At 27.7% G+C, this 22,521-nt stretch carries 19 protein-coding genes; 2 read left to right on the top strand and 17 right to left on the bottom strand.

What is annotated here, in order from left to right; genetic code table 11:
* Window positions 1-44 precede the first annotated feature (44 nt).
* The 15 genes from tuf to T364_RS0106565 form a co-directional block, all read right to left on the bottom strand.
* Complete coding sequence (tuf, locus tag T364_RS0106630) at window positions 45-1,229, bottom strand: elongation factor Tu (RefSeq protein WP_027127718.1); 1,185 nt, start codon at window positions 1,227-1,229, stop codon at window positions 45-47.
* A gap of 98 nt (window positions 1,230-1,327) precedes the next feature.
* Window positions 1,328-3,403 (bottom strand): elongation factor G, encoded by a 2,076-nt coding sequence (fusA, locus tag T364_RS0106625; RefSeq protein WP_027128882.1) that lies wholly within the window; start codon window positions 3,401-3,403, stop codon window positions 1,328-1,330.
* A 42-nt stretch (window positions 3,404-3,445) separates the two neighbouring features.
* Window positions 3,446-3,916: a 30S ribosomal protein S7 gene (rpsG, locus tag T364_RS0106620; protein WP_027128881.1), complete on the bottom strand. Its 471-nt coding sequence runs from the start codon at window positions 3,914-3,916 to the stop codon at window positions 3,446-3,448.
* Window positions 3,917-3,942: 26 nt separating this feature from the next.
* Window positions 3,943-4,311, bottom strand: a complete 369-nt coding sequence (gene rpsL, locus T364_RS0106615) for a 30S ribosomal protein S12 (protein WP_027128880.1) — start codon at window positions 4,309-4,311, stop codon at window positions 3,943-3,945.
* 130 nt (window positions 4,312-4,441) lie between these two features.
* Window positions 4,442-6,355 carry an ABC-F family ATP-binding cassette domain-containing protein gene (locus tag T364_RS0106610; RefSeq protein WP_027128879.1) on the bottom strand — a complete coding sequence of 638 codons (1,914 nt, stop codon included), beginning with the start codon at window positions 6,353-6,355 and terminating at the stop codon, window positions 4,442-4,444.
* A gap of 194 nt (window positions 6,356-6,549) precedes the next feature.
* Window positions 6,550-6,963, bottom strand: coding sequence for a type II toxin-antitoxin system PemK/MazF family toxin (locus tag T364_RS10645; RefSeq protein WP_051532679.1), 414 nt, complete (start codon window positions 6,961-6,963; stop codon window positions 6,550-6,552).
* A 17-nt stretch (window positions 6,964-6,980) separates the two neighbouring features.
* A complete protein-coding gene (locus tag T364_RS11350; RefSeq protein ID WP_281172943.1) occupies window positions 6,981-7,103 on the bottom strand; it encodes a hypothetical protein in 123 nt (40 codons plus the stop codon).
* A 156-nt stretch (window positions 7,104-7,259) separates the two neighbouring features.
* On the bottom strand, window positions 7,260-8,516 hold the full coding sequence (gene gluD / locus T364_RS0106600; RefSeq protein ID WP_027128878.1) for an NAD-specific glutamate dehydrogenase: 1,257 nt from the start codon (window positions 8,514-8,516) through the stop codon (window positions 7,260-7,262).
* A gap of 79 nt (window positions 8,517-8,595) precedes the next feature.
* The gene (locus tag T364_RS0106595; protein WP_027128877.1) at window positions 8,596-9,594 is read right to left on the bottom strand and encodes a 2-hydroxyacid dehydrogenase; all 999 of its coding nucleotides are present in this window, start codon (window positions 9,592-9,594) and stop codon (window positions 8,596-8,598) included.
* A 658-nt stretch (window positions 9,595-10,252) separates the two neighbouring features.
* Entirely contained in the window at window positions 10,253-11,173 is a 921-nt protein-coding gene (locus tag T364_RS0106590) for a hypothetical protein (RefSeq protein ID WP_027128876.1), read from the bottom strand.
* A gap of 208 nt (window positions 11,174-11,381) precedes the next feature.
* Window positions 11,382-12,338, bottom strand: a complete 957-nt coding sequence (locus tag T364_RS0106585) for a DNA polymerase III delta subunit-related protein (protein ID WP_027128875.1) — start codon at window positions 12,336-12,338, stop codon at window positions 11,382-11,384.
* A 9-nt stretch (window positions 12,339-12,347) separates the two neighbouring features.
* Window positions 12,348-12,719: a ribonuclease III domain-containing protein gene (locus T364_RS0106580; RefSeq protein ID WP_027128874.1), complete on the bottom strand. Its 372-nt coding sequence runs from the start codon at window positions 12,717-12,719 to the stop codon at window positions 12,348-12,350.
* Complete coding sequence (gene cysS / locus T364_RS0106575) at window positions 12,707-14,131, bottom strand: cysteine--tRNA ligase (RefSeq protein WP_027128873.1); 1,425 nt, start codon at window positions 14,129-14,131, stop codon at window positions 12,707-12,709. Before cysS ends, T364_RS0106580 begins: the two co-directional genes overlap by 13 nt.
* Window positions 14,132-14,144: 13 nt before the next feature.
* A complete protein-coding gene (ispD, locus tag T364_RS0106570; protein ID WP_027128872.1) occupies window positions 14,145-14,840 on the bottom strand; it encodes a 2-C-methyl-D-erythritol 4-phosphate cytidylyltransferase in 696 nt (231 codons plus the stop codon).
* A complete protein-coding gene (locus tag T364_RS0106565) occupies window positions 14,816-17,155 on the bottom strand; it encodes an endonuclease MutS2 (protein WP_027128871.1) in 2,340 nt (779 codons plus the stop codon). Before T364_RS0106565 ends, ispD begins: the two co-directional genes overlap by 25 nt.
* A 178-nt stretch (window positions 17,156-17,333) precedes the next feature.
* Here T364_RS0106565 and rpmB point away from each other — a divergent pair, with 178 nt between their 5' ends.
* Together rpmB and catA are read left to right on the top strand one after the other, a co-directional pair.
* Complete coding sequence (gene rpmB, locus T364_RS0106560; protein WP_027128870.1) at window positions 17,334-17,591, top strand: 50S ribosomal protein L28; 258 nt, start codon at window positions 17,334-17,336, stop codon at window positions 17,589-17,591.
* Window positions 17,592-17,672: 81 nt separating this feature from the next.
* Entirely contained in the window at window positions 17,673-18,317 is a 645-nt protein-coding gene (catA, locus tag T364_RS0106555) for a type A chloramphenicol O-acetyltransferase (RefSeq protein WP_027128869.1), read from the top strand.
* Between the two features lie 65 nt (window positions 18,318-18,382).
* Here the strand turns inward: catA and T364_RS10640 are convergent, their stop codons facing one another.
* A complete protein-coding gene (locus tag T364_RS10640; protein WP_051532677.1) occupies window positions 18,383-21,460 on the bottom strand; it encodes an efflux RND transporter permease subunit in 3,078 nt (1,025 codons plus the stop codon).
* Complete coding sequence (locus T364_RS0106545; RefSeq protein WP_027128868.1) at window positions 21,457-22,518, bottom strand: efflux RND transporter periplasmic adaptor subunit; 1,062 nt, start codon at window positions 22,516-22,518, stop codon at window positions 21,457-21,459. The genes T364_RS10640 and T364_RS0106545 overlap by 4 nt, the downstream gene beginning before the upstream one ends.
* Window positions 22,519-22,521: the final 3 nt, after the last annotated feature.

Raw genomic sequence — 22,521 nt, 5'->3', positions numbered from 1 at the left:
ACTAAATTTCTTTAGTCCTTTTTTATCTCTAATAATTTTTATTATTATTTGATGATTTCTGAAACAACTCCTGATGCTACTGTTCTTCCACCTTCTCTGATTGCGAATCTTAATCCTGGTTCCATTGCGATTGGGTGAATTAAGTTTACTGTTACTGTGATGTTGTCTCCTGGCATTACCATTTCTACTCCTTCTGGTAAGTTTACTGCTCCTGTTATATCTGTTGTTCTGAAGTAGAATTGTGGTCTATATCCTGTAAAGAATGGAGTATGTCTTCCTCCTTCTTCTTTTGTTAATACGTAGATTTCTCCTTTAAATTCTGTATGTGGAGTTATTGTTCCTGGTTTTGCTAATACTTGTCCTCTTTCTACTTCTTCTTTCTTAGTTCCTCTTAATAATGCTCCAATGTTATCTCCTGCTTCTCCTTGATCAAGAAGTTTTCTGAACATTTCTACTCCAGTTACTGTTGTTTTTGCTGTTGGTTTGATTCCGATTATTTCTACTTCTTCTCCAACTTTAATGATTCCTCTTTCTACTCTTCCTGTTACAACAGTTCCTCTTCCTGTTATTGTGAATACGTCTTCGATTGGCATTAAGAATGGTTTGTCTATTGTTCTTTCTGGCGCTGGAATGTAGCTATCTACTGCATCCATTAATGCCATTATTTGATCTACCCATTTTTGTTCTCCGTTTAATGCTCCTAATGATGATCCAACTATTACTGGTACTTCATCTCCTGGGAATCCATATTCAGTTAATAATTCTCTTACTTCCATTTCTACTAATTCTAATAATTCTTCGTCATCAACCATATCTGCTTTATTTAAGTATACTACGATGTATGGTACTCCAACTTGTCTTGATAATAGTATGTGTTCTCTTGTTTGAGGCATTGGTCCATCAGCTGCTGATACAACTAGGATTGCTCCGTCCATTTGAGCTGCTCCTGTAATCATGTTTTTTACATAGTCAGCATGTCCTGGACAGTCAACGTGTGCATAGTGTCTTTTTTCTGTTGTATACTCTATGTGAGCTGTATTGATAGTTATTCCTCTTTCTCTTTCTTCTGGAGCAACGTCGATTTTATCAAAGTCTACTCTTTCAGCTAGTCCTCTGTCTGATAATACTTTTGATATTGCTGCTGTTGTTGTTGTTTTTCCATGGTCAACGTGTCCTATTGTACCAATGTTTACATGGGGTTTGCTTCTGTCAAATTTTTCTTTTGCCATTTTTTCCTCCTAAGATTATTTACATTTTTTGTTTTTTATTTATTTTAGTTTCAACTCTAAGGGATTTTATCCCTTAGAGCTAAATAAAGCTTAGATTATTATCTTCCTCTTGCTGCTTTAATTTCATCTTGAATATTTCTAGGAACTTGTACATAGCTTTCAAATTCCATTGAGTAGTTTGCTCTTCCTTGAGATTTAGATCTTAAGTCAGTTGCATATCCAAACATTTCTGATAAAGGTACTTTAGCATCAATGATTTTAGCACCATTTCTGTCTGTCATACCTCCAACCATTCCTCTTCTAGAGTTGATATCTCCGATGATATCTCCCATATATTCTTCTGGAGTAGTTACTTCTACTTTGAACATAGGTTCTAGAATAACTGGTTTACATTTTTCAGCACCTTGTTTCATTGCCATTGAACCAGCAATTTTGAATGCCATTTCTGATGAGTCAACTTCATGGAATGATCCATCATAAAGAGTTACTTTAACTCCAACTAAAGGATATCCAGCTACAACTCCATTTTCAAGAGCTTCTCTACATCCTTTTTCTACAGCAGGAATATACTCTCTAGGAATAGCTCCTCCTGTAATTTCGTTAACAAATTCGAAATCTTTTCCTTCTAAAGGTTCGATTCTTAATTTAACGTGTCCGTATTGTCCTTTACCTCCAGATTGTTTAGCATATTTAACTTCTTGCTCAGTTCCAGAAGTAATAGTTTCTCTATAAGCAACTTGTGGTTTACCAACAGTTGATTCTACTTTAAATTCTCTTCTCATTCTGTCAACAATGATATCAAGGTGTAATTCTCCCATTCCTGATATAATTGTTTGTCCAGTTTCTTCATCAGTTTTAACTTTGAATGTAGGGTCTTCTTCAGCTAGTTTTGCTAAAGCAATTCCCATTTTTTCTTGGTCTGCTTTTGTTTTTGGTTCAACAGCTACTGATATAACTGGTTCAGGGAATTCCATTTTTTCAAGAATTATTGGATTTGTTTCTGAACATAAAGTATCTCCTGTTGTTGTATCTTTTAATCCAACAACTGCTGCGATATCTCCACAGTAAACAACATCAATTTCTTCTCTTTTATTAGCATGCATTTGAAGTAATCTTCCCATTCTTTCTTTCTTACCTTTTGTTGAGTTAAGAACATAAGAACCTTTTTCAACTATTCCAGTATATACTCTAAAGAATGTTAATCTTCCTACAAATGGGTCAGTCATAACTTTGAATGCTAAAGCTGCAAATGGAGCCTCATCTGATATAGGTAATTCTATTGCATTTTCTTCATTTTTATATTCATGTCCTTTAATAACTCCTTTTTGAGTTGGAGCTGGCATGTATAATGTAACTGCATCTAGTAAAGGTTGGATTCCTTTATTTTTAAATGCTGTTCCACATAATACAGGAATTATCATGTTTCCAATTGTTCCTGCTCTTAATGCAGATTTTATTTCTTCATTAGAAACTTCTTCTCCACCAAGATATTTTTCCATTAATTCGTCATCACATTCAACGATAGATTCAATCATAGCTTCTCTCATTTCTTCTGCTTTATCAGCATATTCAGCTCTGATTTCTCTTTCTTCTATATTTTTACCTTTATCGTCCATATAAACGATTTCTTTCATTTCGATAAGGTCTATAATTCCTTCAAAAGCATCTTCTGCTCCAATAGGTAATTGAATAGGTACAGGATTAGCTCCTAATTTTTCTCTAATATCGTTTACGCACATTTCGAAGTTAGCTCCGATTCTGTCCATTTTATTAAAGAAAGCCATTCTTGGTACTTGATATTTATCTGCTTGTCTCCATACAGTTTCAGATTGAGGTTGAACTCCATCAACTGCAGAGAATACAGCAACAGCACCATCTAGAACTCTTAAAGATCTTTCAACTTCAACAGTAAAGTCCACGTGTCCTGGTGTGTCTATTATATTTATTCTATGATTTTTCCAGAAACATGTTGTAGCAGCTGAAGTAATTGTGATACCTCTTTCTTGCTCTTGCTCCATCCAGTCCATTGTAGCAGCTCCATCATGAACTTCTCCAAGGTTGTGGTTAACTCCTGTATAGAAAAGAATTCTTTCAGTTGTTGTAGTTTTACCAGCGTCAATGTGAGCCATGATACCAATGTTTCTAGTCATTTCTAATGAAACTTGTCTAGCCATCTAGTTTATTCCTCCTAAATTAAATTACGCTAAAATACAAAATTAATATTTATAGTGTGCAAATGCTCTGTTAGCTTCTGCCATTCTATAAGTATCTTCTTTTTTCTTAATAGTTGCACCTTCGTTATTTGCTGCTGCAATTAATTCAGCTGCTAATTTTTCTATCATTCCATATTCTTTTCTATCTCTAGTATATGTTTTTAGCCATCTTAATGCTAAAGTTTGTTGTCTTTCTAATCTAACTTCTGTTGGAACTTGGTAAGTAGCTCCTCCAATTCTTCTAGATCTTACTTCGATTTGAGGTTTTATATTTTCCATAGCTTGTTTGAAAACATCATACCCCTCTTTACCAGTTTTTTCTTTTATTAAGTCCATAGCTGAATAGAATATAGATTCTGCTAAAGATTTTTTACCATCTACCATTAATGCATTTATTGTTTTAGTAACTACCTTATCATTATATCTTGAATCAGGTAATACATCTCTTTTAACTGCTGCTCTTCTTCTTGACATTTAAACTGTGTCACCTCCTTAAATTATTACGCTTTTTTCATACCATATTTAGATCTTGATTGTTTTCTGTTGTTAACACCAGCTGTATCTAGTGCTCCTCTAATTATTTTGTATCTAACCCCTGGTAAGTCTTTTGTTCTTCCTCCTCTTATAAGAGCGATTGAGTGTTCTTGTAAGTTGTGTCCTTCTCCTGGGATGTAGCAAGTAACTTCAAGTCCGTTTGTTAATTTTACTCTGGCAACCTTTCTTAAAGCTGAGTTAGGTTTTTTAGGTGTAGTTGTATAAACTCTTACACATACTCCTCTTCTTTGTGGGTTTCCTTGTAATGCTGGAGATTTACTAGTTTCTTCTAATGTTTGTCTCCCTTTTTTAACTAATTGATTTAGAGTAGGCATTTTACCCTCCTTCCGATTTAAATTTTTTATATTTTTAATTTTTATTATATAACTTAAATATTATAACCTTTTTTTGAGAAAAAGTCAATTTAATTATATAGCCATAGTATTGTATCACATTTTTTAAAAATTACAAAGCTTTTTTTAAATTTTTTAGTTCTTTTTCTATCTCTTCCCATTTTTCCATTTCAGAAAGTATTTCTAAGTCTATATTTTCTAATTTTTCTTGTATTTCCAATAATTCTTCTAAAACATTTTTCTTTCCAGCTATTTCATATTCTTTTTCTAAATTTGATTTTTTTTCTTCTAATTTTTCAATATTTTTTTCTGTTTCTACATATTTTCTTTCTAGTGATGATATTCTATTTTTTATCTTTTTTTGTTCTTCATAATTATTTACTACATTTTCATTAGACTTCTCTACAAGCTTTTTAGATTTTTTAGCACAATATTCTGAATAATTACCATTGAATTTTTCAGCACCATTTTCTGTTATCTCATAAATAGTATTTACTATTCCTTCTAAGAAATATCTGTCATGTGATACAATTAATATTGTTCCTTGATAATCTTCTAAAGCTTCTTCTAAAACTTCTCTTGAATATATATCTAAATGGTTTGTAGGTTCATCAAGTACTAAAAAGTTAGCTTTTTTAAGAATAAGTTTCATCAAAGTTACTCTTGCTTTTTCTCCCCCACTAAGAGAACCTATTATTTTAAAAACATCTTCCTCTGGAAATAAAAATCCTCCAGCCAATCTTCTTACATCCTCTTCACTCATTGGATAATTAAACATAAACTCATTTAAAATACTCACTTTTTCATCTAATCCTTGATGATTTTGGTCATAGTAACCTATTGTAACCTTATCTCCTATTGTTATTTTTCCACTATCAGCCTTTTCCATACCATTTATAATTTTTAAAAGAGTAGATTTTCCTACCCCATTTTTTCCAATAAGACCAACTCTTTCTCCTCTAAATATTTCCAAATTTAAATTTTGAAATATTTTTTTCCCATCATAAGATTTAGATAATTTTTCTATTTTTAAAACTCTGTCAACACTTGGTCTTTCTATATCAAATTTTAATTTCATCTTTCTAACATTAACAACAGGATTTTCCATTTTTTCCATTCTATTTAAAAAACTTTCTCTTCCACAAGCTTGTTTAGATTTGATTCCTGCTTTATATCTTCTAATATATTCTTCCATTTGTTTAATTTTTTCTTGTTCTTTTTCAAAAGCTTTAATAGCTCCTGAAAGATAAATTTCTTTTTGAATAGTATATTCTGTAAAGTTTCCTTTATAAGTTTTTAGAGTATGTCCTTCTATTTCAAAAATTCTTCCAACAACATTATCTAAAAAATATCTATCATGTGATACAACCATTACAGCTTTATTATAATCTTTTAAGAATTTTTCTAACCATTCAATAGCTAATAAATCAAGATGATTTGTAGGCTCATCTAATATTAAAAGTTCTGGTTCTTCTAAAAGAATTTTTCCAAGAGCTGTTCTTGATTTTTGTCCTCCAGACAAATCTCCTATTCTTTGTTGCCATAAATCTTCTGATATACTTAATCCATTTAAAACTTGTTTTACTTTATATTCTATAGCATAACCTTCTTCTTGTTCATAACGAGTAGTTACTACTGCTAGTTCTTCCATTATACTATCAAAGTTTTCAGGTTCTATATTTATTCTTAAACTAAGTTCTTGAATTTTTTTATGGTCTTCCATTACTTTTCCAAATACCAACATCAATTCATCAAAAATTGTATTATTTGGATTAAGATTTATATTTTGTGAAAGATAACCTATTTTAAGATTTCCTTTTTTACTGATTATTCCCCTTTGATTTGTAGTTGGGTCAACATCATTTTCCTCTTCTTCTAATAACATTTTTATAAGAGTTGTTTTTCCAGCTCCATTTATTCCAATAACGCCTATTTTATCTTTTTCATCAATAGAAAAAGTTATATTTTTAAAAAGAGTTTCTCCTGAAAAACCTTTATATAAATTTTCAACATGTAATAATGCCATTTTTCTCTCCTAGAAAATTAAATTTTATCATTCAGAGTTATTATATCATAAATTATACTTTTTTTGTAAATTTTACAATAAAAAGGGAGAGCAACTTACTCTCCCTTTACCGCTATGGGTTTCTAATCTTTCATCTTGTCGCTAAGGACCTTTATGTATAATAATTATACAATATTTTTTTATTTTTTTCAATATTATTTTTTTAACAAATCAATAACATTATCTATTTGAGTCAATTGTATTCCATTTAGCTTAGGATAACATTTTTTTCCATTACTTTCTATTGGTCTTTTTAATCTAGCTCTACTTATTGATCTTATTTGATTGACCAAAGCATAACTATTTTTTGGTTTCCCTGGCATTTTATTTATAATTCCTAAGTTTATTACTAAAGGTGAATTTTGATTATGTGAACTATTCTGAGAGGTTAAAGGAACTACTATAGCCATCTTTCCCTCTAACTTTAAAACTACACAATAATGATTGTATCTATATTCTGCACCTACTCCATAACCAAAATCAACAAAAAATACTTCTCCTCTTTTAGCTATTTCTCTTTCCAAATCTCTTATTTTACTACAACCATTTTTCAAAAGTTCTTCATTCATTTTTTCTCTATTTTTTATTATTTTGTAATTAATATCACATAAATCAAATAACCATTTTTTAATCTTAATACTTCTTCTCTTGAAATTATTTTCTTTATTTTTAAAATTATTCTTTTTAATTTTCTTGCAAATTTTTTCATAACTATTTTTCCTTATACTATAAATATTATTAGTATTTTATTATAACATAAGTTATACTTTTTTGTAAATTTTACAATAAAAAGCAAGACGAAAAAAGAGTTGGAACAAAGTTCCAACTCTTAAATTTTTATATAACTTTGATGTTACACTAAGGATTAGTACCATCCTCTTAATTTCATTGCTGCAGCAACTTTTTTAACTGAGTGCATGTAAGCAGCTTCTCTCATTGTAACATTGTATTCTTCTTTGATTTTCCATAAAGCTTCGAAAGCGTCAACCATAGCGATATCTTCTTTCTCTTCAACTTCTTTTTCTCCCCAGTAGTATCCATATAGGTTTTGTACCCATTCGAAGTAAGAAACTGTAACTCCACCAGCGTTAGTTAAGATGTCTGGAGTAACAACTATTCCTTTTCTATTTAATACTTCGTCTCCAGCTGGAGTTATTGGTCCGTTTGCTGCTTCACAAACTAATTTAGCTTTAATTAATTCAGCTTGATGAGCGTCAATAGCTTTTTCTAGAGCTGCTGGAACTACAACGTCAACATCTGCTCCCCAGAACTCATCTACAGATATTTCTTTAGCAAATCCAACTAAATTTCCATTTTTAGCTTTGTAATCCCACATAGCTTGGAAATCTAATCCGTTTTCATCATAGATAGCATATGCTCCTTTTTCTTTACACCATTCGCACATAGCTACAACTTTTCCACCTAATTTTTCAATGTTTTTAACAGTGAAAGCTCCAACGTTTCCAAATCCTTGAACAGCTATTTTAGCAGATTTCATATCGATTCCTAATTTTTTAGCAGCTTCTCTAACTGTAACAGCAACTCCATATCCTGTTGCTTCGTTTCTTCCTTTAGAACCACCAAAATCTAATGGTTTTCCTGTTAAAGTTCCTATAGCTGAATGTCCAACTAATTTGTTGTATTCGTCAACCATCCATGCCATAATTTGTCCGTTAGTATTTACGTCTGGAGCAGGAACGTCAACTTTTTCTCCTATTAATTTATATATTCCGTCAATATATCCTCTTGATAATCTTTCTAATTCTCCTTGAGATAATTCAGAAGGGTCAACAATGATTCCTCCTTTACCTCCTCCATAAGGGATTCCAGTTACTGAACATTTGAAAGTCATCCAAATAGATAAAGCTTTAACTTCTTCTAAAGATACGTTTTGGTGGAATCTGATTCCTCCTTTTGTAGGTCCAACAGCGTCGTTATGTTGTGATCTGAATCCTTTGAATATTCTGATAGATCCATCATCCATTTTTACAGGAATATTAACTTCTAATACTCTTTGTGGTTCTTTTAATAACTCGTAAACATTTGGTTCCATTCCTAATTTGTCACAAGCATTTTTAACTTGAGCTTGGGCCATTTCAAAAACGTTTAATTCTTTTTCCATCTTTCTTTACCTCCGTGATTTAATTGAAAAGTATAAAACTTTAATCAAAACTTTTTTTATTTAAACTTATATTAAAAAACTATTTTATTTTATTTTTACAATCTCCAGTTTCTTCAAACTCTAATAAGTTTTGGAAACTTGTTTCTATCATGTTAGTTACAGCTTCATCTGTATAAGAACCCATATGAGGAGAAACTAATACTCTTGGATACATATTTACTAATTTATTTACCATAGGGTCAGCTAAATCTCCACCTTTGAAATCTTTAAAGAATACTGTAGATTCATTTTCTAAAACATCTATTCCTAATCCAGCTAAATGTCCACTTTCTAGAGCTTCTACTAAAGCAGGAACATCTTGAAGTTCTCCTCTTGCTGCGTTAATTAATATAGCTCCTTCTTTCATTTTAGCTAAAAATTCTTTTGTAACAACTTTTCCATTTTCTGGAATGTATGGACAGTGAAGACATACTATATCACTTTTAGCTAATAATTCATCAAGTTCAACTTGAGTAACTATATGCTCTACACCTGTTTTTGGGAATAAGTCTTGACCTAAAACAGTTGCTCCTAATCCTTTAAATAAAGTAGCTGTAGTCATTCCTATTCTTCCTAATCCTACAACTCCAACTGTACAGTTTCTAACTTCTTTTGAGAACATCTCAGCATCAACTGTAAAATCTTTTTTTACTCCTGTTTTATGAGTTGTATAAGCCATATGTCTTAATAACATCATAGCTTGAGTTAAAGCAAGTTCTGATATAGCATTTGGAGAATAGAATGGAACGAATGCCATTTTAAATCCTAATTCTTTTGCATAAGGAACATCAATATGGTTAGTTCCTACAGTTCTAGTTAAAACATATTTAACTCCATATTCTTTGTATAAATCTAGATTTTCTTTATTGGCGAAACAGTTAGCTCTAAGAATTACACAATCAAAACCTTTAGCAAGTTCTGCTGTTTCTTTAGTATTTAAAAAACTTCCAGTACAAGTAACATCAAGATTGTATTTCTCAGCTAATTTTTCGAAAAATGGTTTTTCTACATCTCTAACACCATAACAAAGTACTTTCATTTAAATTCCTCCTAGATTATATTTTCAAAATAAATCATAATAAAAAAACATATAAATTTTTTATATTTATGTTACTTTATTAAAATTTATGTTTCAATTACCAATGCTTATATCTGAATTATACATCTTTTTTCAAAGAAAAGCAAATTTTTTTTTCTAAGGTCATATAGTACCTTTTTTCTAAATAAGAACATTTTTTTCTAAATAAAATTTTATTTTTGTAAAAAAAATAAATAATTTACAAAAAATATGATTATTATTTATAAAATAAATATTTTATTATTTTTTTATTATAAACTTCTATTTATTTAAAAAAATTATAATTAAAATTATTTTTAAAAGTTAGTTTTATTATTTTAAATTTTTTATTGAATTGAATTTTATAAATAGTTTTTATAATTTAGATAAAATTTTGGAAGAAATTATTATTTATGATTTATATATTATTATTTATATTAAGTTCTTTATATTATTTATTATTATAAATTTTTTAAGGAACTAGACTCTAATTTAAAAAAATTAATTCCAAAATTTTTTAAAAATTTATTTCAAAATCTTTTTTGTTTCTTAATAATAAAATTTTATTTAAAATTTTTACAATAAAAAAGGGAGAGATTACTCTCTCCCTAATTATTAATTTTTTAGACTAATTCTATAATTAGAATTTGTATGTCCATCCTAAATAGAATTCTCCATAGTAGTCATCAGCTACAGCTGCTCTTTCATGTTCATCATATTTATTAAATTCATATTGATAGTATCCATCAATTGTTAAGTTTTCAGTAACATCATAAGCTGCATTTAATATAGCTATATGTCTATTATTTTCTACTCCATCTTTATCATTTTTATATTTTACATCTTGAGCAAATTGATATCTATATTCTGCTCCTACTCTGAAGTTATCAGTAGAGAATAATTGTCCTCTTAATCTAACTTGATGAGCCCAATCACTTTCTACACCATCTTCATTTGCATCTCCTGTCCATTCATATCCTTCAACATAGTAAGCTAAAGTAACTGGTCCATAAGTTAATGCTACTGGCTCTCCTTCTACATAGAAGTAATCTTGTCCACTTTCTCCTACTGGTCCATCATTTACAAATGTATAAGCTGGTGTTAACCATCCTGATAACATTCCATAGTTATAAGATACTGGAATATAGAATCTGTCATAAGTAGATTCTCCTCTCCATTTAGCTCCTAATGTAAAGTTTCCAAAATCTCTAGTAGCTGCTAATTCTATTCTGTGGTTATCTGAATGCATTCCATCATCTGTATCTGCTGTCCAAGATTTTCTAGCCATTAAATCAAATGTCCATTTATCTCCTAAAGCTAAAGATACATAGTTTCCAAAATGAACTGCTTCTCCTATATCTTCTGTATGTTTAGTTCCATTACTTGAAGTATTGTCTATTTCAATATATTGTCCAACAGATGTAACTCTTAATACTGGAGCTGCTTTAACTTCCTCAACTACTGCTGGTTCTGTAGCAACTTCTGCTACTGGCATAACTTCTTTTGCGTAAGAAACTGATGCAACTGATAATGCTGCTAATAATAATGCTAATTTTTTCATAATAAATATCCTCCTATATCTGAAGTTTTTTAATTGTCATAATTAATCCCCGTTATGCTAACTTTATACCTCATTTTCTTATATTTGTAAATACTTTTTTTGAATTTTCTTTTTTTGTATATTTTTTTATATAGTTTTATTACATAATTTCACTTTTAGAACTTTTGATGTTTGTTCAAATTATAACTATTATGTTTTTATGAATTTTTTATAACTCTAGTAGAAGTACTCTAAATAATAATTTTAAATTTACATTTCCTTTGATTTTATTTTTTATTTCCATGATTTTTTCTAATTTATCAAAATCTTTTATAAAATGACAAATATAATCACAAATCTCTAAAGATATATTCTTATCATTATTACAAGAAATAGCTATTTCCTCACCTAAACTAAGTCTTTCAGCTACATCTATATAATCTATATTTTTATAAAGATTTATTAAACCTTTATAAATTTTTATCTTATTTTCTAAAATTTCTTTATCTAATTCTAAATTTTTAGTTTCTAAAAATTCTTTCTTTAATTTTAAATAATTAGAAATACTTTCTCCTAACTTCTCATAAGAAAATCCACTTTGAATATCTATATTATATTTAAGATACTTTTCAATTTCTTGTCCTTTTCCTAAAAAGAATTTATATTCATCTAAACTTACACCTAATTCTTCTGGATTCCTATTTTTTATTTTTAAAATAGTAGCTCTTGATTTTATAGTAGGTAATAAATCTAAATTTTTTGAAAGTAAAATAAAAAAGTTTCCTTTTTCTGGCTCTTCGATTATTTTTAATAGAGCATTAGAGGATTCCTTTTTTAATTTTTCAGAATCTTTAATTATAAAAATTCTATTACCACCCTCATAAGTAGTACTTGAAGCAATCCGTCCAATTTCTCTGATATCTTCTATTTTTACTCCATTTTCATCTTCAAATATTTCTAAATCTCCATGAGTTAAACTATTCATTCTTAGACAACTTTCACATTTATCACAAAAATCAAACTCCAACTCTTTACAAGTTAAAGCCTTAGAAAATCCAAGAGCAAATTTCATAAGAAGTTCTCTATCTTCTCCATAAAAAATATAAGTTCCCTCTTCTTTTCTATTTTTTAACTCATTAATTAAAAAAGTTTTTGCTTCTTCGTTAGATATTATATCTTTAAACATTTTAATTACCTAACCTATATTATTTTTTATAATCTCTTTTATTTTTTCAATTTCTCCATCTATATACAAAGCTGCTATATAAGCTTCAAAACCTGTGGCTTCTCTATATTCCATCATAGTACAAGTTTGTGGAAATGATTTTATATTTCCATTTTTTGCTTTACTTATAATCTGAAGATATTTTTCATCTACTTCTGGTAAAATTTTTTTTAAAATTTCACTTTGAGCTTTTGCATTTACATGTTTTACTACATTATTATTTAGATTTCTAAGATTAAAACCTTTTAATACAAAGTGTTCTCTTACATAGGTTTCCCATACAGAGTCACCTAAGTAAGCTAATACTAGACCATTAGTCTCCTTTAAATTTATAGAGACCATGTTGTTTTATCCTTTCCATCTTTTATTTTTATTCCCATTTCTCCAAGTCTATCTCTTATTTCATCAGATAGAGCCCAATTCTTTTCAGCTCTTGCTTTTCTTCTAATTTCTAATAAGAATTCTACTAAATCTGTTGTTAAGTTTCCTATATTTTCTTGAGTTTTTAAAGTTACTCCTAAAACTTCTTCCATTATATTTTCTATATATTTTTCAGCAAGTTCTAAGTTTTTAATTCCTTCTTGAGATACTTTTTCAACATCTACATATTTATTTATCTCTTTTACTAACTCAAATATAGCTCCTATTCCTTGAGCTGTATTAAAATCATCATCCATAGCTTCTATAAATTTCTTTTCAGTTTCTTCTACAAATGATTTTAATCCCTCTAAGTTATCTCCACCATCTATAGCTCCTGATTTTATTTTTTCTCTTAATCTTTCTACAGCATTATCTATTCTTTCTAATCCTGATTTAGCTTGTTCTAATTCATTATTAGAAAAATCTATTGGTTTTCTATAGTGAGCTCCAAGTACAAAGAATCTTATAACTCTTCCTTCAAAATGCTCTAATACTTCTCTTAGTAAGAAGAAGTTTCCTAGAGATTTTGACATTTTTTCTCCATTAACATTGATATATCCATTGTGCATCCAATATCTAGCATATTCTTGATGAGAGCTACATCTTGATTGAGCTATTTCATTTTCATGATGTGGGAATATTAAATCTTGTCCTCCACCATGAATATCAAATACATCTCCTAAAAGTTTACTAGACATAGCAGAACATTCTATATGCCAACCAGGTCTTCCTTTTCCCCAAGGTGAATCCCAACTTGGTTCTCCCTCTTTTGCTTTTTTCCATAAAGCAAAGTCAAGAGGAGATTTTTTAATATCATTAACTTCTATTCTAGCTCCTGCTTTTAAGTTTCCAATATCTTGATGAGAAAGGCAACCATAACCCTCTTTATTTTTTTCTACTTCAAAATATACATCTCCTTCAGCTTCATAAGCATATCCTTCAGAAATAAGTTTTTTGATAATTTCTTGCATTTCATCAATATATTCAGTAGCTCTAGGTCTTATCATTCCTTCTTCTTTAAGATTTACTTTTTTTGTATCTTCAAAGTATGCTTCTATATATTTTCTAGCTATTTCTTTAGAAGTTACTCCCTCTTCATTAGCTCTTTTTATAATTTTATCGTCTACATCTGTAAAGTTTTGAACATATTTTACTTTATATCCTCTATATTCAAAATATCTTCTTACTGTATCAAATACTATAGCAGGACGAGCATTTCCTATATGAATATAATTATATACTGTAGGTCCACATACATACATAGACACTTCATTTTCTTTTACTGGTATAAATTCTTCGACTTTTCTTGTCATTGTATTGTAGATTTTTATCATCTTCTATAACCTCCTAATTTTCTAAAAATTTTATATCATCTATTGTTGTTATTTTTATATTTTCATAATCTCCCTCTAGTAGTTTTACTTTTCCAAAATATCTTTCCACTAAAGAAGAATCATCTGTACCTATAAAATTTTCATTTTTTGCTTTTTCATAGGCCTTAATTAAAATTTCTCCTCTAAAAACTTGAGGAGTTTGAGCTAAAAATAAAGTTGCTCTTTTGGGAGTAGAAGTTATAATACCATTTTCATCTACTACTTTTATAGTATCTTTTACAGGCATTCCTATAACTACTCCATTTATTTCAATATTTTCTTTAAGTTCATTTAGAGATTTTTCTATATATTCCTCTTTAAAAAAAGGTCTGACTCCATCTTGTACTGCAATAATATTTTCTTTTTTACAAACTTGAAGTCCATTATATATAGATTCTTGTCTTTCTTTTCCTCCCTCTACAATATTAGAAACTTTTTTTATTCCAAATTTTTCACATAGATTTTTTACTTCTGGTATTAATTCTTTTTTAGTTACTACAACTATATTTTCTATATAATTTGATTTTTCAGCAGTTTCTAAAATATTTATAAAAAGTGGTTTTCCTTTGTGGTATAAAAACTGTTTTGGATAATCAAGTCCCATTCTTTTTCCTACACCAGCAGCTGCAACAATTAAAGTACATTTTATTTCAATGTTACTACTGTACAACCTACACCACCTTCTCCTTGTCCTCCAAATCTAAAATCTTTTACATATCTACAATTTTTTAGATATTCAACAATTCCTTTTCTTAGAGCTCCTGTACCATTTCCTGTTACAACTTGAATCTCTTTATACCCTGTTAAAACTGCTTTATCCATATAAGATTCTAATTCATAAATTGCTTCTTCTACCATTTTTCCTCTTAAATCAATCTTAGAACCTACACGACTACTTTTTGAAGAAGTCACTTGAGTATATTCTTTTGTTTTCTTCTCAGTTATTTTTCTAATATCATCAATAGATACTTCTAGTTTTAATATTCCTGCTTGAATTAATACAGTTTCCTTTGTTTTATTGATTTTTAATATATCAGCATATTGTTTTAGACTATTTACTAAAACTTTTTCTCCCTCTTTGAAATCTATTTTTCTAGCTACTTTAGGTTTTTGTTCTACATTTTCCTCTTTTTCTTTTCCTAAATTGCTTCTAAGCATATTAAGACTTTTTTGTACACTCTTAGCATCATCTTTTTTAGTTTCTTCTGATTGAAGCTTTTTAACAAGGGCAGCTGCTTTATTTTGCATATCTTTCATCATTTGGTCGGCTTTTTCATAGGCCTCTTTTAAGATATTATTTTTTTCTATTTCTAATTTTCTAAGTTTTTCTTCATATTCTATTTGATCTTTTTTAACTTTTTCTTTTAATTCTTCAACTTGTGCTTTCATTAAATCTAACTCATCAGATTTTTCTTTTATATTAGTAATCATCTTTTCAACTTTTTTATTTTCATCACTAATATAAGATTTTGCTTTTTCTATAATTTCATCAGAAACCCCTAATCTTTTTGCAATAGTCAAGGCATTACTTTCTCCAGGTATTCCTATAAGTAATCTATAAGTTGGAGATAAAGTTTCTGAATTAAATTCCATTGAAGCTGTTTCTATTTCTTCTTCATTATATCCATAGGCTTTTACTTCACTATAGTGAGTTGTTATCATTGATTTTACTTTTCTATCTTTTAAATAATCTATAACAGCCATAGCAAAAGCTGACCCTTCTACTGGGTCTGTACCTGAACCTAACTCATCTAGTAAAACTAAAGAGTTTTTAGTTACAGAAGTAAGGATACTTTGAACATTTTTTAAATGTCCAGAGAAAGATGATAAAGATTGTTCTATACTTTGTTCATCTCCAATATCAGCATAAACACCTGAGAAAAATCCTATACTTGAAGTTTCATTAGCTGGAATAGGAATTCCAGATAATGCCATAAGAGTTAAAAGTCCAGCTACTTTTAGAGCAACTGTTTTTCCTCCTGTATTTGGTCCAGTAATAAGTAAAGTATTATATTTTTTTCCAATTTCAAAAGTTAGTGGAACTACTTTATCTCTTTCAATAAATGGATGTCTTCCTTCTATAATACTTAATTGTTCTCTTTGATTTATCTCTGGAATATTGCATTTAAAATCTAAAGCAAATCTAGTTTTTCCGCTTAACATATCTATTTCTAAAACTGATTCAGCAATTTTTCTTACATCATCTATATTTACTCTAATTTGGTCTGTAATTCTAAGAAGAATTTTTCTTATTTCTTCCCTCTCTCTAGCTTCTAATTCTCTCATTTTGTTATTAAGAGATACAACTCCTAAAGGTTCTATAAAAACAGTTTGTCCACTAGAAGACCTGTCATGTTCTATTCCTTTTATAACTCCTTTAAAATCAGCTTTAACAGGAATAACATTTCTTCCATCACGGTTAGTAACTATTTTTTCTTGAATAGCACGAGATAAAGATTCGTCAGCAAACATCTCATCAAATTTTCTTTTTATATTAGCTGATAATAATTTTTTTTGTCCTCTAATATCTCTTAACTCTAGTGATGCTTCATCTTGAATATTTTTTTCATTGTCTATTGTTTTATTAATTATATCTTCAATAAATTTTAATGTTGGAACTTGTGAAAATCTAGCTTTTAAATTTTTATATTTATCAAGTTCATCTATTTTATTTTTAAATAATCTAAAAATTCTTAAATTTTGATTGATATCATATAACTCTTCTGGCTCAAAAAACATCCCAATAAGTTCACATTTTCTTAAAGTTTCTATTATATCTCTTAAATTAAAGATTTCTATTCCACCATCATATTTAGAAAAATCTATAAAATCTCTTAAAATTTCAAAATCTTTTTTTAGAGAGTTTATATCTGAATAAATTTTAAAATTTTCAACTTTAGTTCTATTTCCCTTTGTAATCATATACTGAGCTAAAACATTTTTCAATTTATCAAACTCTAGTACGCTATAATTATGATTTTCCAAAATTATCACCTTTTCTAAAATTATATAGTTTTTCATAATATTATATCATAATTTTCTTGTAATTTTTCAAAGTTTTTTTAATTTTTAAATTTTTTTCTGTTATATATAAAAAAAATTATTGATTTATTTTTAAGTTAATGATATAATAATATGCAACATTATTTTAGGGGGGTGCACTATGCAAAGATGTGAAATCACTGGTAAAGGGCTTACATTTGGACATCAAATTTCTCACTCTCACAGATTAACTAACAGAGTTTGGAAACCAAATCTTCAACCAGCAACAATAATGATTAATGGAAAACCTCTTAGAGTTAAAGTTTGTACTAAAGTTTTAAAAACTTTAAAATCTGCAAACGAAGTTGAAGTTATGCAAATATTAAAAGCTAACGCTGATACTCTAAGCCCAAGAATTGTTAAAGCATTAAACAAATAATAACAAATTCAATAGGTATATAAAAAAAGACAGCATTTTTATGACTAGTCTTTTTTTATTACTTTATTTTTGGAGGATATTATGAATTTTTATAAAATTGATTTAGAAACTTGGAATAGAAAAGATATATTTAAACTTTATTCAAATGATGTTCCTTGCACTTTTAGTTTAACTACTAATATTGATATTTCAAATTTAATCCCTAAAATTAAAGAAAAAAATATAAAATTTTTTCCTGTAATTTTATATATACTTTCATATATAGTAAATTCTCAAAAGGAATTTAAAATGAATTTAGATAAAGATAATAATCTTGGTTTTTATGAAAAAGTAAATCCAAGCTATACTTTTTTTCATAAAGATAGTGAAAGCTTTTCTAATCTTTGGACTGAGTTTTCAGAAAATTTTCAAGAGTTTTATAATAATTATTTAGAAGATGTAAAAAAATATGGAGATAATAAAAATTTTATGGGTAAACCTCAAATTGAAAATAATATTTTTAATGTTTCAAGTATTCCTTGGACAACTTTTACAGGTTTTAATCTAAATTTAAAAAATGGATATAACTATTATCCACCTATATTTACTTTTGGAAAATATTTTTCAGAAAATAATAAAACTCTTTTACCTCTATCAATCCAAGTTCATCATGGTGTTTGTGATGGATATCATGTGGCAAAATTTATAAATAATCTTCAAGAATTTATAAATAATTTTAAATTTTAAATAAAAATAAAAGAACTGTTGTATTTTCTAAATTAAATTTACAACAGTTCTTTTTAATTTATTAATTATTTAGAAAATTTATTTTTAAAATTTCTCCAATCAACTATTGAACCACCATATCTTCCAGTACTTTTTCTTAAAAATTTTCTTATATCTTCTATTAAACAATAAATTATTGGAATAACTATTAAAGTTAAAAGTGTAGCTGAACTAAGTCCAAAAATAACTACAAAAGCCATTCCATCATACATCTCAGAACTTTCTCCATTACTTAAAGCTAGAGGTATCATTCCCAAAATTGTAGTTAAAGTTGTCATTAAAATTGGTCTAAGTCTAGTTCTTCCAGCCTTTATAACCGCTTCATTTAACTCTATTCCATTTTCTCTTTCAGTTTTTATAAAATCTATTAGCACTATAGCGTTATTTACTACTATTCCAGCTAACATTACAAAACCTACAGCTACCATTGAATCCATTGTTTTTCCTGAAAGTTTTAAACTATAAAATGCTCCTGTTGTAGATAATGGTACTGATAATAATATTATAAATGGTAATATAAATGATTCAAATTCCCATACCAAAATAAAATATATTAAAAATAATCCAATAGCAAATACATAAGATAGTTCTGATAACATATCTTGCATACTAGAAGTTTTTCCACCAAATCCAAAACTTACATTATTTGGATAATTTCCCTCTTTAAAAATATTAACAATTTTATTATTTACTTCCATTAATTTATTTTCATCTGTTAAGTTAGCATAAACTATTACCTTCATTTTTTTATTTTCTTTTTCTATCTTTGCTGGTCCTTCTATTATTTTTAAACTAGCAATATCTGAAATTTTTATATTTTTTCCATTTGGTAAAGTTATTCTTGACTTCATTAAGAGTTTATTAGATTCTCTATATTTTTTCTCCAACTGAACTGTAACATCTATCTCAGCATTATCACTGTAAATTTTAAAAGGAACTCCTCCAAGAATTTGATACTGAATAGTTTTTGCTATTGTTTCTATATCCACATCATAATAAGCTGCTTTTTCTCTGTCTACAATTATTCTTGCCTCTGGTTTTCCTCCTTCTAAAGATGTTTTAAATTCTGCTATCCCATCTATATTTCTTATTTTTTTCTCCAAATCTTTTATCACTTCTTCTAATATAACCATATTGTCTGAATACAATTCAAACTCTAAATCATAAATTCCCCTAGTTCCATAAATAAAATTTGGAACAACAGCTATTTTTACATCAGGAATATTAGAAAATTTTTTTCTTAACTCTTGTAAAATTTCTTTCATAGATTCTTCTCTTGAAGTTTTTAATCCCATATTCATATTTAATGATACACTTTCTGTATTACCTGAAACTGTATAAGTTTGCAAATTCTTTAATCCCTTAGTTCTCTCTTCTAAAATCTTTCCTACTTTATCTGTCATATTAACATCTGCTCCATTAGGAAGTAATGCCACTACAGCAAATCTTCCTATATCAGTAGTAGGATTAAATTTTCCTCCAATAGTTCTTGCTACAAACATAGAACCAATAAATAATAGTATTGTTATTCCAATAACTCTTTTTTTATATTTCAAAGACATTGTTAAAAAATCTACATATTTTTCTTTTACATATTTAAAAACTTTTCCCTCTGTTGATATAGTATTTTTATACGACATTATTTTACTTGATACCATTGGTACAAAAACTAAAGCAACTATTAAAGAAGCCATTAAAGAATAAGTTATAGCATAACTCATATCTTGAAATTGTTGTTTTGCTATTCCCTCTTGAAATACTAAGGGAAAAAATACAGATACTGTAGTTAATGTAGAAGATAAAATTGGCATTCCTACCTCTTCAGCTCCTAATTGAGAAGCAATTCCTCTATCTTCATTTAATTCACTCATATGTCTAAAAATATTATCTACAACAACTACAGAGTTATCTACCAACATTCCAATTCCTAAAGATAATCCCATTAAAGAAACCATATTTAAACTTAAACCTTGAGCATTTAATAAGAAAAAAGTAAATATTATAGAAACTGGAATAGCTGTTGAAATAATAAGTGTAGAACTTATATTCTTTAAAAATATAAATAATATTCCAGCTGCTAAAATTAATCCTAAAATTGCTGTATTTTTTACATTTAAAATTGAGTTTACTACTGTTATAGAAGAATCAAATTCAAAAATTATATTTGAATTTAAAGGAAGAGCTTCCTTTATATCATTTACTACTTTTCTAGTTTCTTTTACAATCTCTATAGTATTTCCAGAATCTGTTTTTCTAATAATTATTCCTATTCCTTCTCTTCCTTCTTTTCTGTAGATACTATCTTTTTCTTTTCTTTCTAATCTTACATTTGCTATCTCTTTTACTCTTAATAAATGACCATCTTTATTTAATAAAATTATATTTCCTATTTCTTCTACTGTTTCTATTTCTCCTTGAACCTTAACAATATATTCTTTATATCCTTCTCTAACTTTTCCACTAGGTACACTTATATTTGAAGATTTTATTTTATTAATTACTTCACTTATATTCAAATTATAATTTTCTAATCTTTCAGGGTCTATTTCAACTAAAACTTGTTGAGCTGCTCCTCCATAAACTACAACTTCTGAAACTCCCTCTATTTTTTCTAACATAGGACTTAAAATATTTTCAGCATAAGTCCTCATCTCCATTATATCCCCACCAAATAATACTAAGTTAGCAACAGGTGAAGAAGAACCACCTCTTTCCCGTACAATAGGTTCATCTATATCTTCAGGTAATTTATTTCTTATTTGATTTATTTCATTTTGAACTAAAGTTATTTTAGTATCTATATTTACTCCATAATCAAATTCTATTTCAATAGAAGCTTCTTCTGCTTCGGAAGTAGAACTAAAGCTTTTAACTCCTTCTATATTTGGTAAAATATCCTCTATTTTTCTTGTAACCATTTTTTCTACATCAGCAGGGGTTGCTCCGTCCCATTTTACCCTAACTCTTACTATTGGATATTCTGTATTTGGTTTTAATTCTATAGGCATTTTTCTCATTCCTAAAACACCAAATACTACCATTGATATAATAATCATAAATGCTGTAGCTGGTTTTTTTATTGAAAATTCTGAAATAGACCTCATTCTTCTCTCTCCTTAACTTTATCATTATTATTCAATAAATATTGTCCTTCTATTATCAATCTATCTCCTATTTTATAATCTTTAAAAATTATTTCTTGATAATTTCCTATAGAATCTTTTGAATCAACTTTATATATTAAAGCTTTTCCATCTCTAGTTATAGCTATATAAGTATATAAATCTTTTACCATAATAGCTTCTTTAGGAATAAATAACCCTTTTGTTTTTCCTTGATTTATTTTTACTTTTCCATACATTCCTTTTAAAATATCTTTTTTCTCATTATTAAAAATTATTTTTACTTGATATTTTTTTGTTTCTTTATTAGCTGCCAAATTAATACTTTCTATTTTTCCTATAACTTCTCTATCTATTTCCTCTATATATATTTTTGCTTCATTTCCCACTTTAATATTATTGACACTCTTTCCAGATACAGCTACTTTTATCTCCATATTTTCATTATCTATAATAGATAATACTTCACTATTAGCAATAATTTTTTCTTCTAATTTTAAATCTAAATCTGTCACTATTCCATTAATAGGCGCCTTAACTATCAATCTTTCTTTTTTATCTTTAGCATCTAAATAATTTCCCTCTGCTGTTTTATAAATACCATAACTTTGAGATAAATTATTTTTAGCTGTTAAATAAGTATCTTCTGAAATATAATCTTTTTTATATAATTTTTCATATTTTTCAAAAGATATTTTTTGAGTTTCATAATCTGATTTAGCTTTATATAAATTCCCCTCTGCTTGTAAATAATTTGTTTCTGTTTCTATATCTTCTAATTTTAAGATAACTTCATCTTTTTTTATAATATCTCCATTTTTAAAGTTAATCTCTTTTACATATCCACCTGTTGGAGTTATTATTTTTACATCATTACTTGGTGTTATTTCTCCATTATATATTTCTATATTATCTAATGTCATTTCTTTTAGCTCTATACTTTTTATCTCTTTAATTATTTCTTTTTTTGAAGTAGCCTTATTATCTTTACAAGAAATCAATAATAATATCATAAATATAAATAACACAATCTTTTTCATCTT

Origin of the sequence: Fusobacterium perfoetens ATCC 29250 (assembly GCF_000622245.1) — a bacterium.
GTDB classification, from domain to species: domain Bacteria; phylum Fusobacteriota; class Fusobacteriia; order Fusobacteriales; family Fusobacteriaceae; genus Fusobacterium_B; species Fusobacterium_B perfoetens.
The sequence above is the reverse complement of the archived record's forward strand: the minus strand, read 5'-3'. Positions and strand labels throughout refer to the sequence as shown.

Bases quoted from the DNA above. Each gene is read 5' to 3' on its own strand.
- rpsG (WP_027128881.1), bottom strand. From the start codon at position 3,916: ATGTCAAGAAGAAGAGCAGCAGTTAAAAGAGATGTATTACCTGATTCA.
- T364_RS10645 (WP_051532679.1), bottom strand. From the start codon at position 6,963: ATGAATGAAGAACTTTTGAAAAATGGTTGTAGTAAAATAAGAGATTTG.
- cysS (WP_027128873.1), bottom strand. From the start codon at position 14,131: ATGATAAAAATCTACAATACAATGACAAGAAAAGTCGAAGAATTTATA.
- T364_RS0106545 (WP_027128868.1), bottom strand. From the start codon at position 22,518: ATGAAAAAGATTGTGTTATTTATATTTATGATATTATTATTGATTTCT.
- tuf (WP_027127718.1), bottom strand. From the start codon at position 1,229: ATGGCAAAAGAAAAATTTGACAGAAGCAAACCCCATGTAAACATTGGT.
- T364_RS0106590 (WP_027128876.1), bottom strand. From the start codon at position 11,173: ATGAAAAAATTAGCATTATTATTAGCAGCATTATCAGTTGCATCAGTT.
- gluD (WP_027128878.1), bottom strand. From the start codon at position 8,516: ATGGAAAAAGAATTAAACGTTTTTGAAATGGCCCAAGCTCAAGTTAAA.
- rpmB (WP_027128870.1), top strand. From the start codon at position 17,334: ATGCAAAGATGTGAAATCACTGGTAAAGGGCTTACATTTGGACATCAA.
- rpsL (WP_027128880.1), bottom strand. From the start codon at position 4,311: ATGCCTACTCTAAATCAATTAGTTAAAAAAGGGAGACAAACATTAGAA.
- T364_RS11350 (WP_281172943.1), bottom strand. From the start codon at position 7,103: ATGAAAAAATTTGCAAGAAAATTAAAAAGAATAATTTTAAAAATAAAG.
- T364_RS10640 (WP_051532677.1), bottom strand. From the start codon at position 21,460: ATGAGGTCTATTTCAGAATTTTCAATAAAAAAACCAGCTACAGCATTT.
- T364_RS0106585 (WP_027128875.1), bottom strand. From the start codon at position 12,338: ATGTTTAAAGATATAATATCTAACGAAGAAGCAAAAACTTTTTTAATT.
- T364_RS0106580 (WP_027128874.1), bottom strand. From the start codon at position 12,719: ATGGTCTCTATAAATTTAAAGGAGACTAATGGTCTAGTATTAGCTTAC.
- fusA (WP_027128882.1), bottom strand. From the start codon at position 3,403: ATGGCTAGACAAGTTTCATTAGAAATGACTAGAAACATTGGTATCATG.
- T364_RS0106610 (WP_027128879.1), bottom strand. From the start codon at position 6,355: ATGGCATTATTACATGTTGAAAATTTATATAAAGGTTTTTCAGGAGAA.
- catA (WP_027128869.1), top strand. From the start codon at position 17,673: ATGAATTTTTATAAAATTGATTTAGAAACTTGGAATAGAAAAGATATA.
- T364_RS0106595 (WP_027128877.1), bottom strand. From the start codon at position 9,594: ATGAAAGTACTTTGTTATGGTGTTAGAGATGTAGAAAAACCATTTTTC.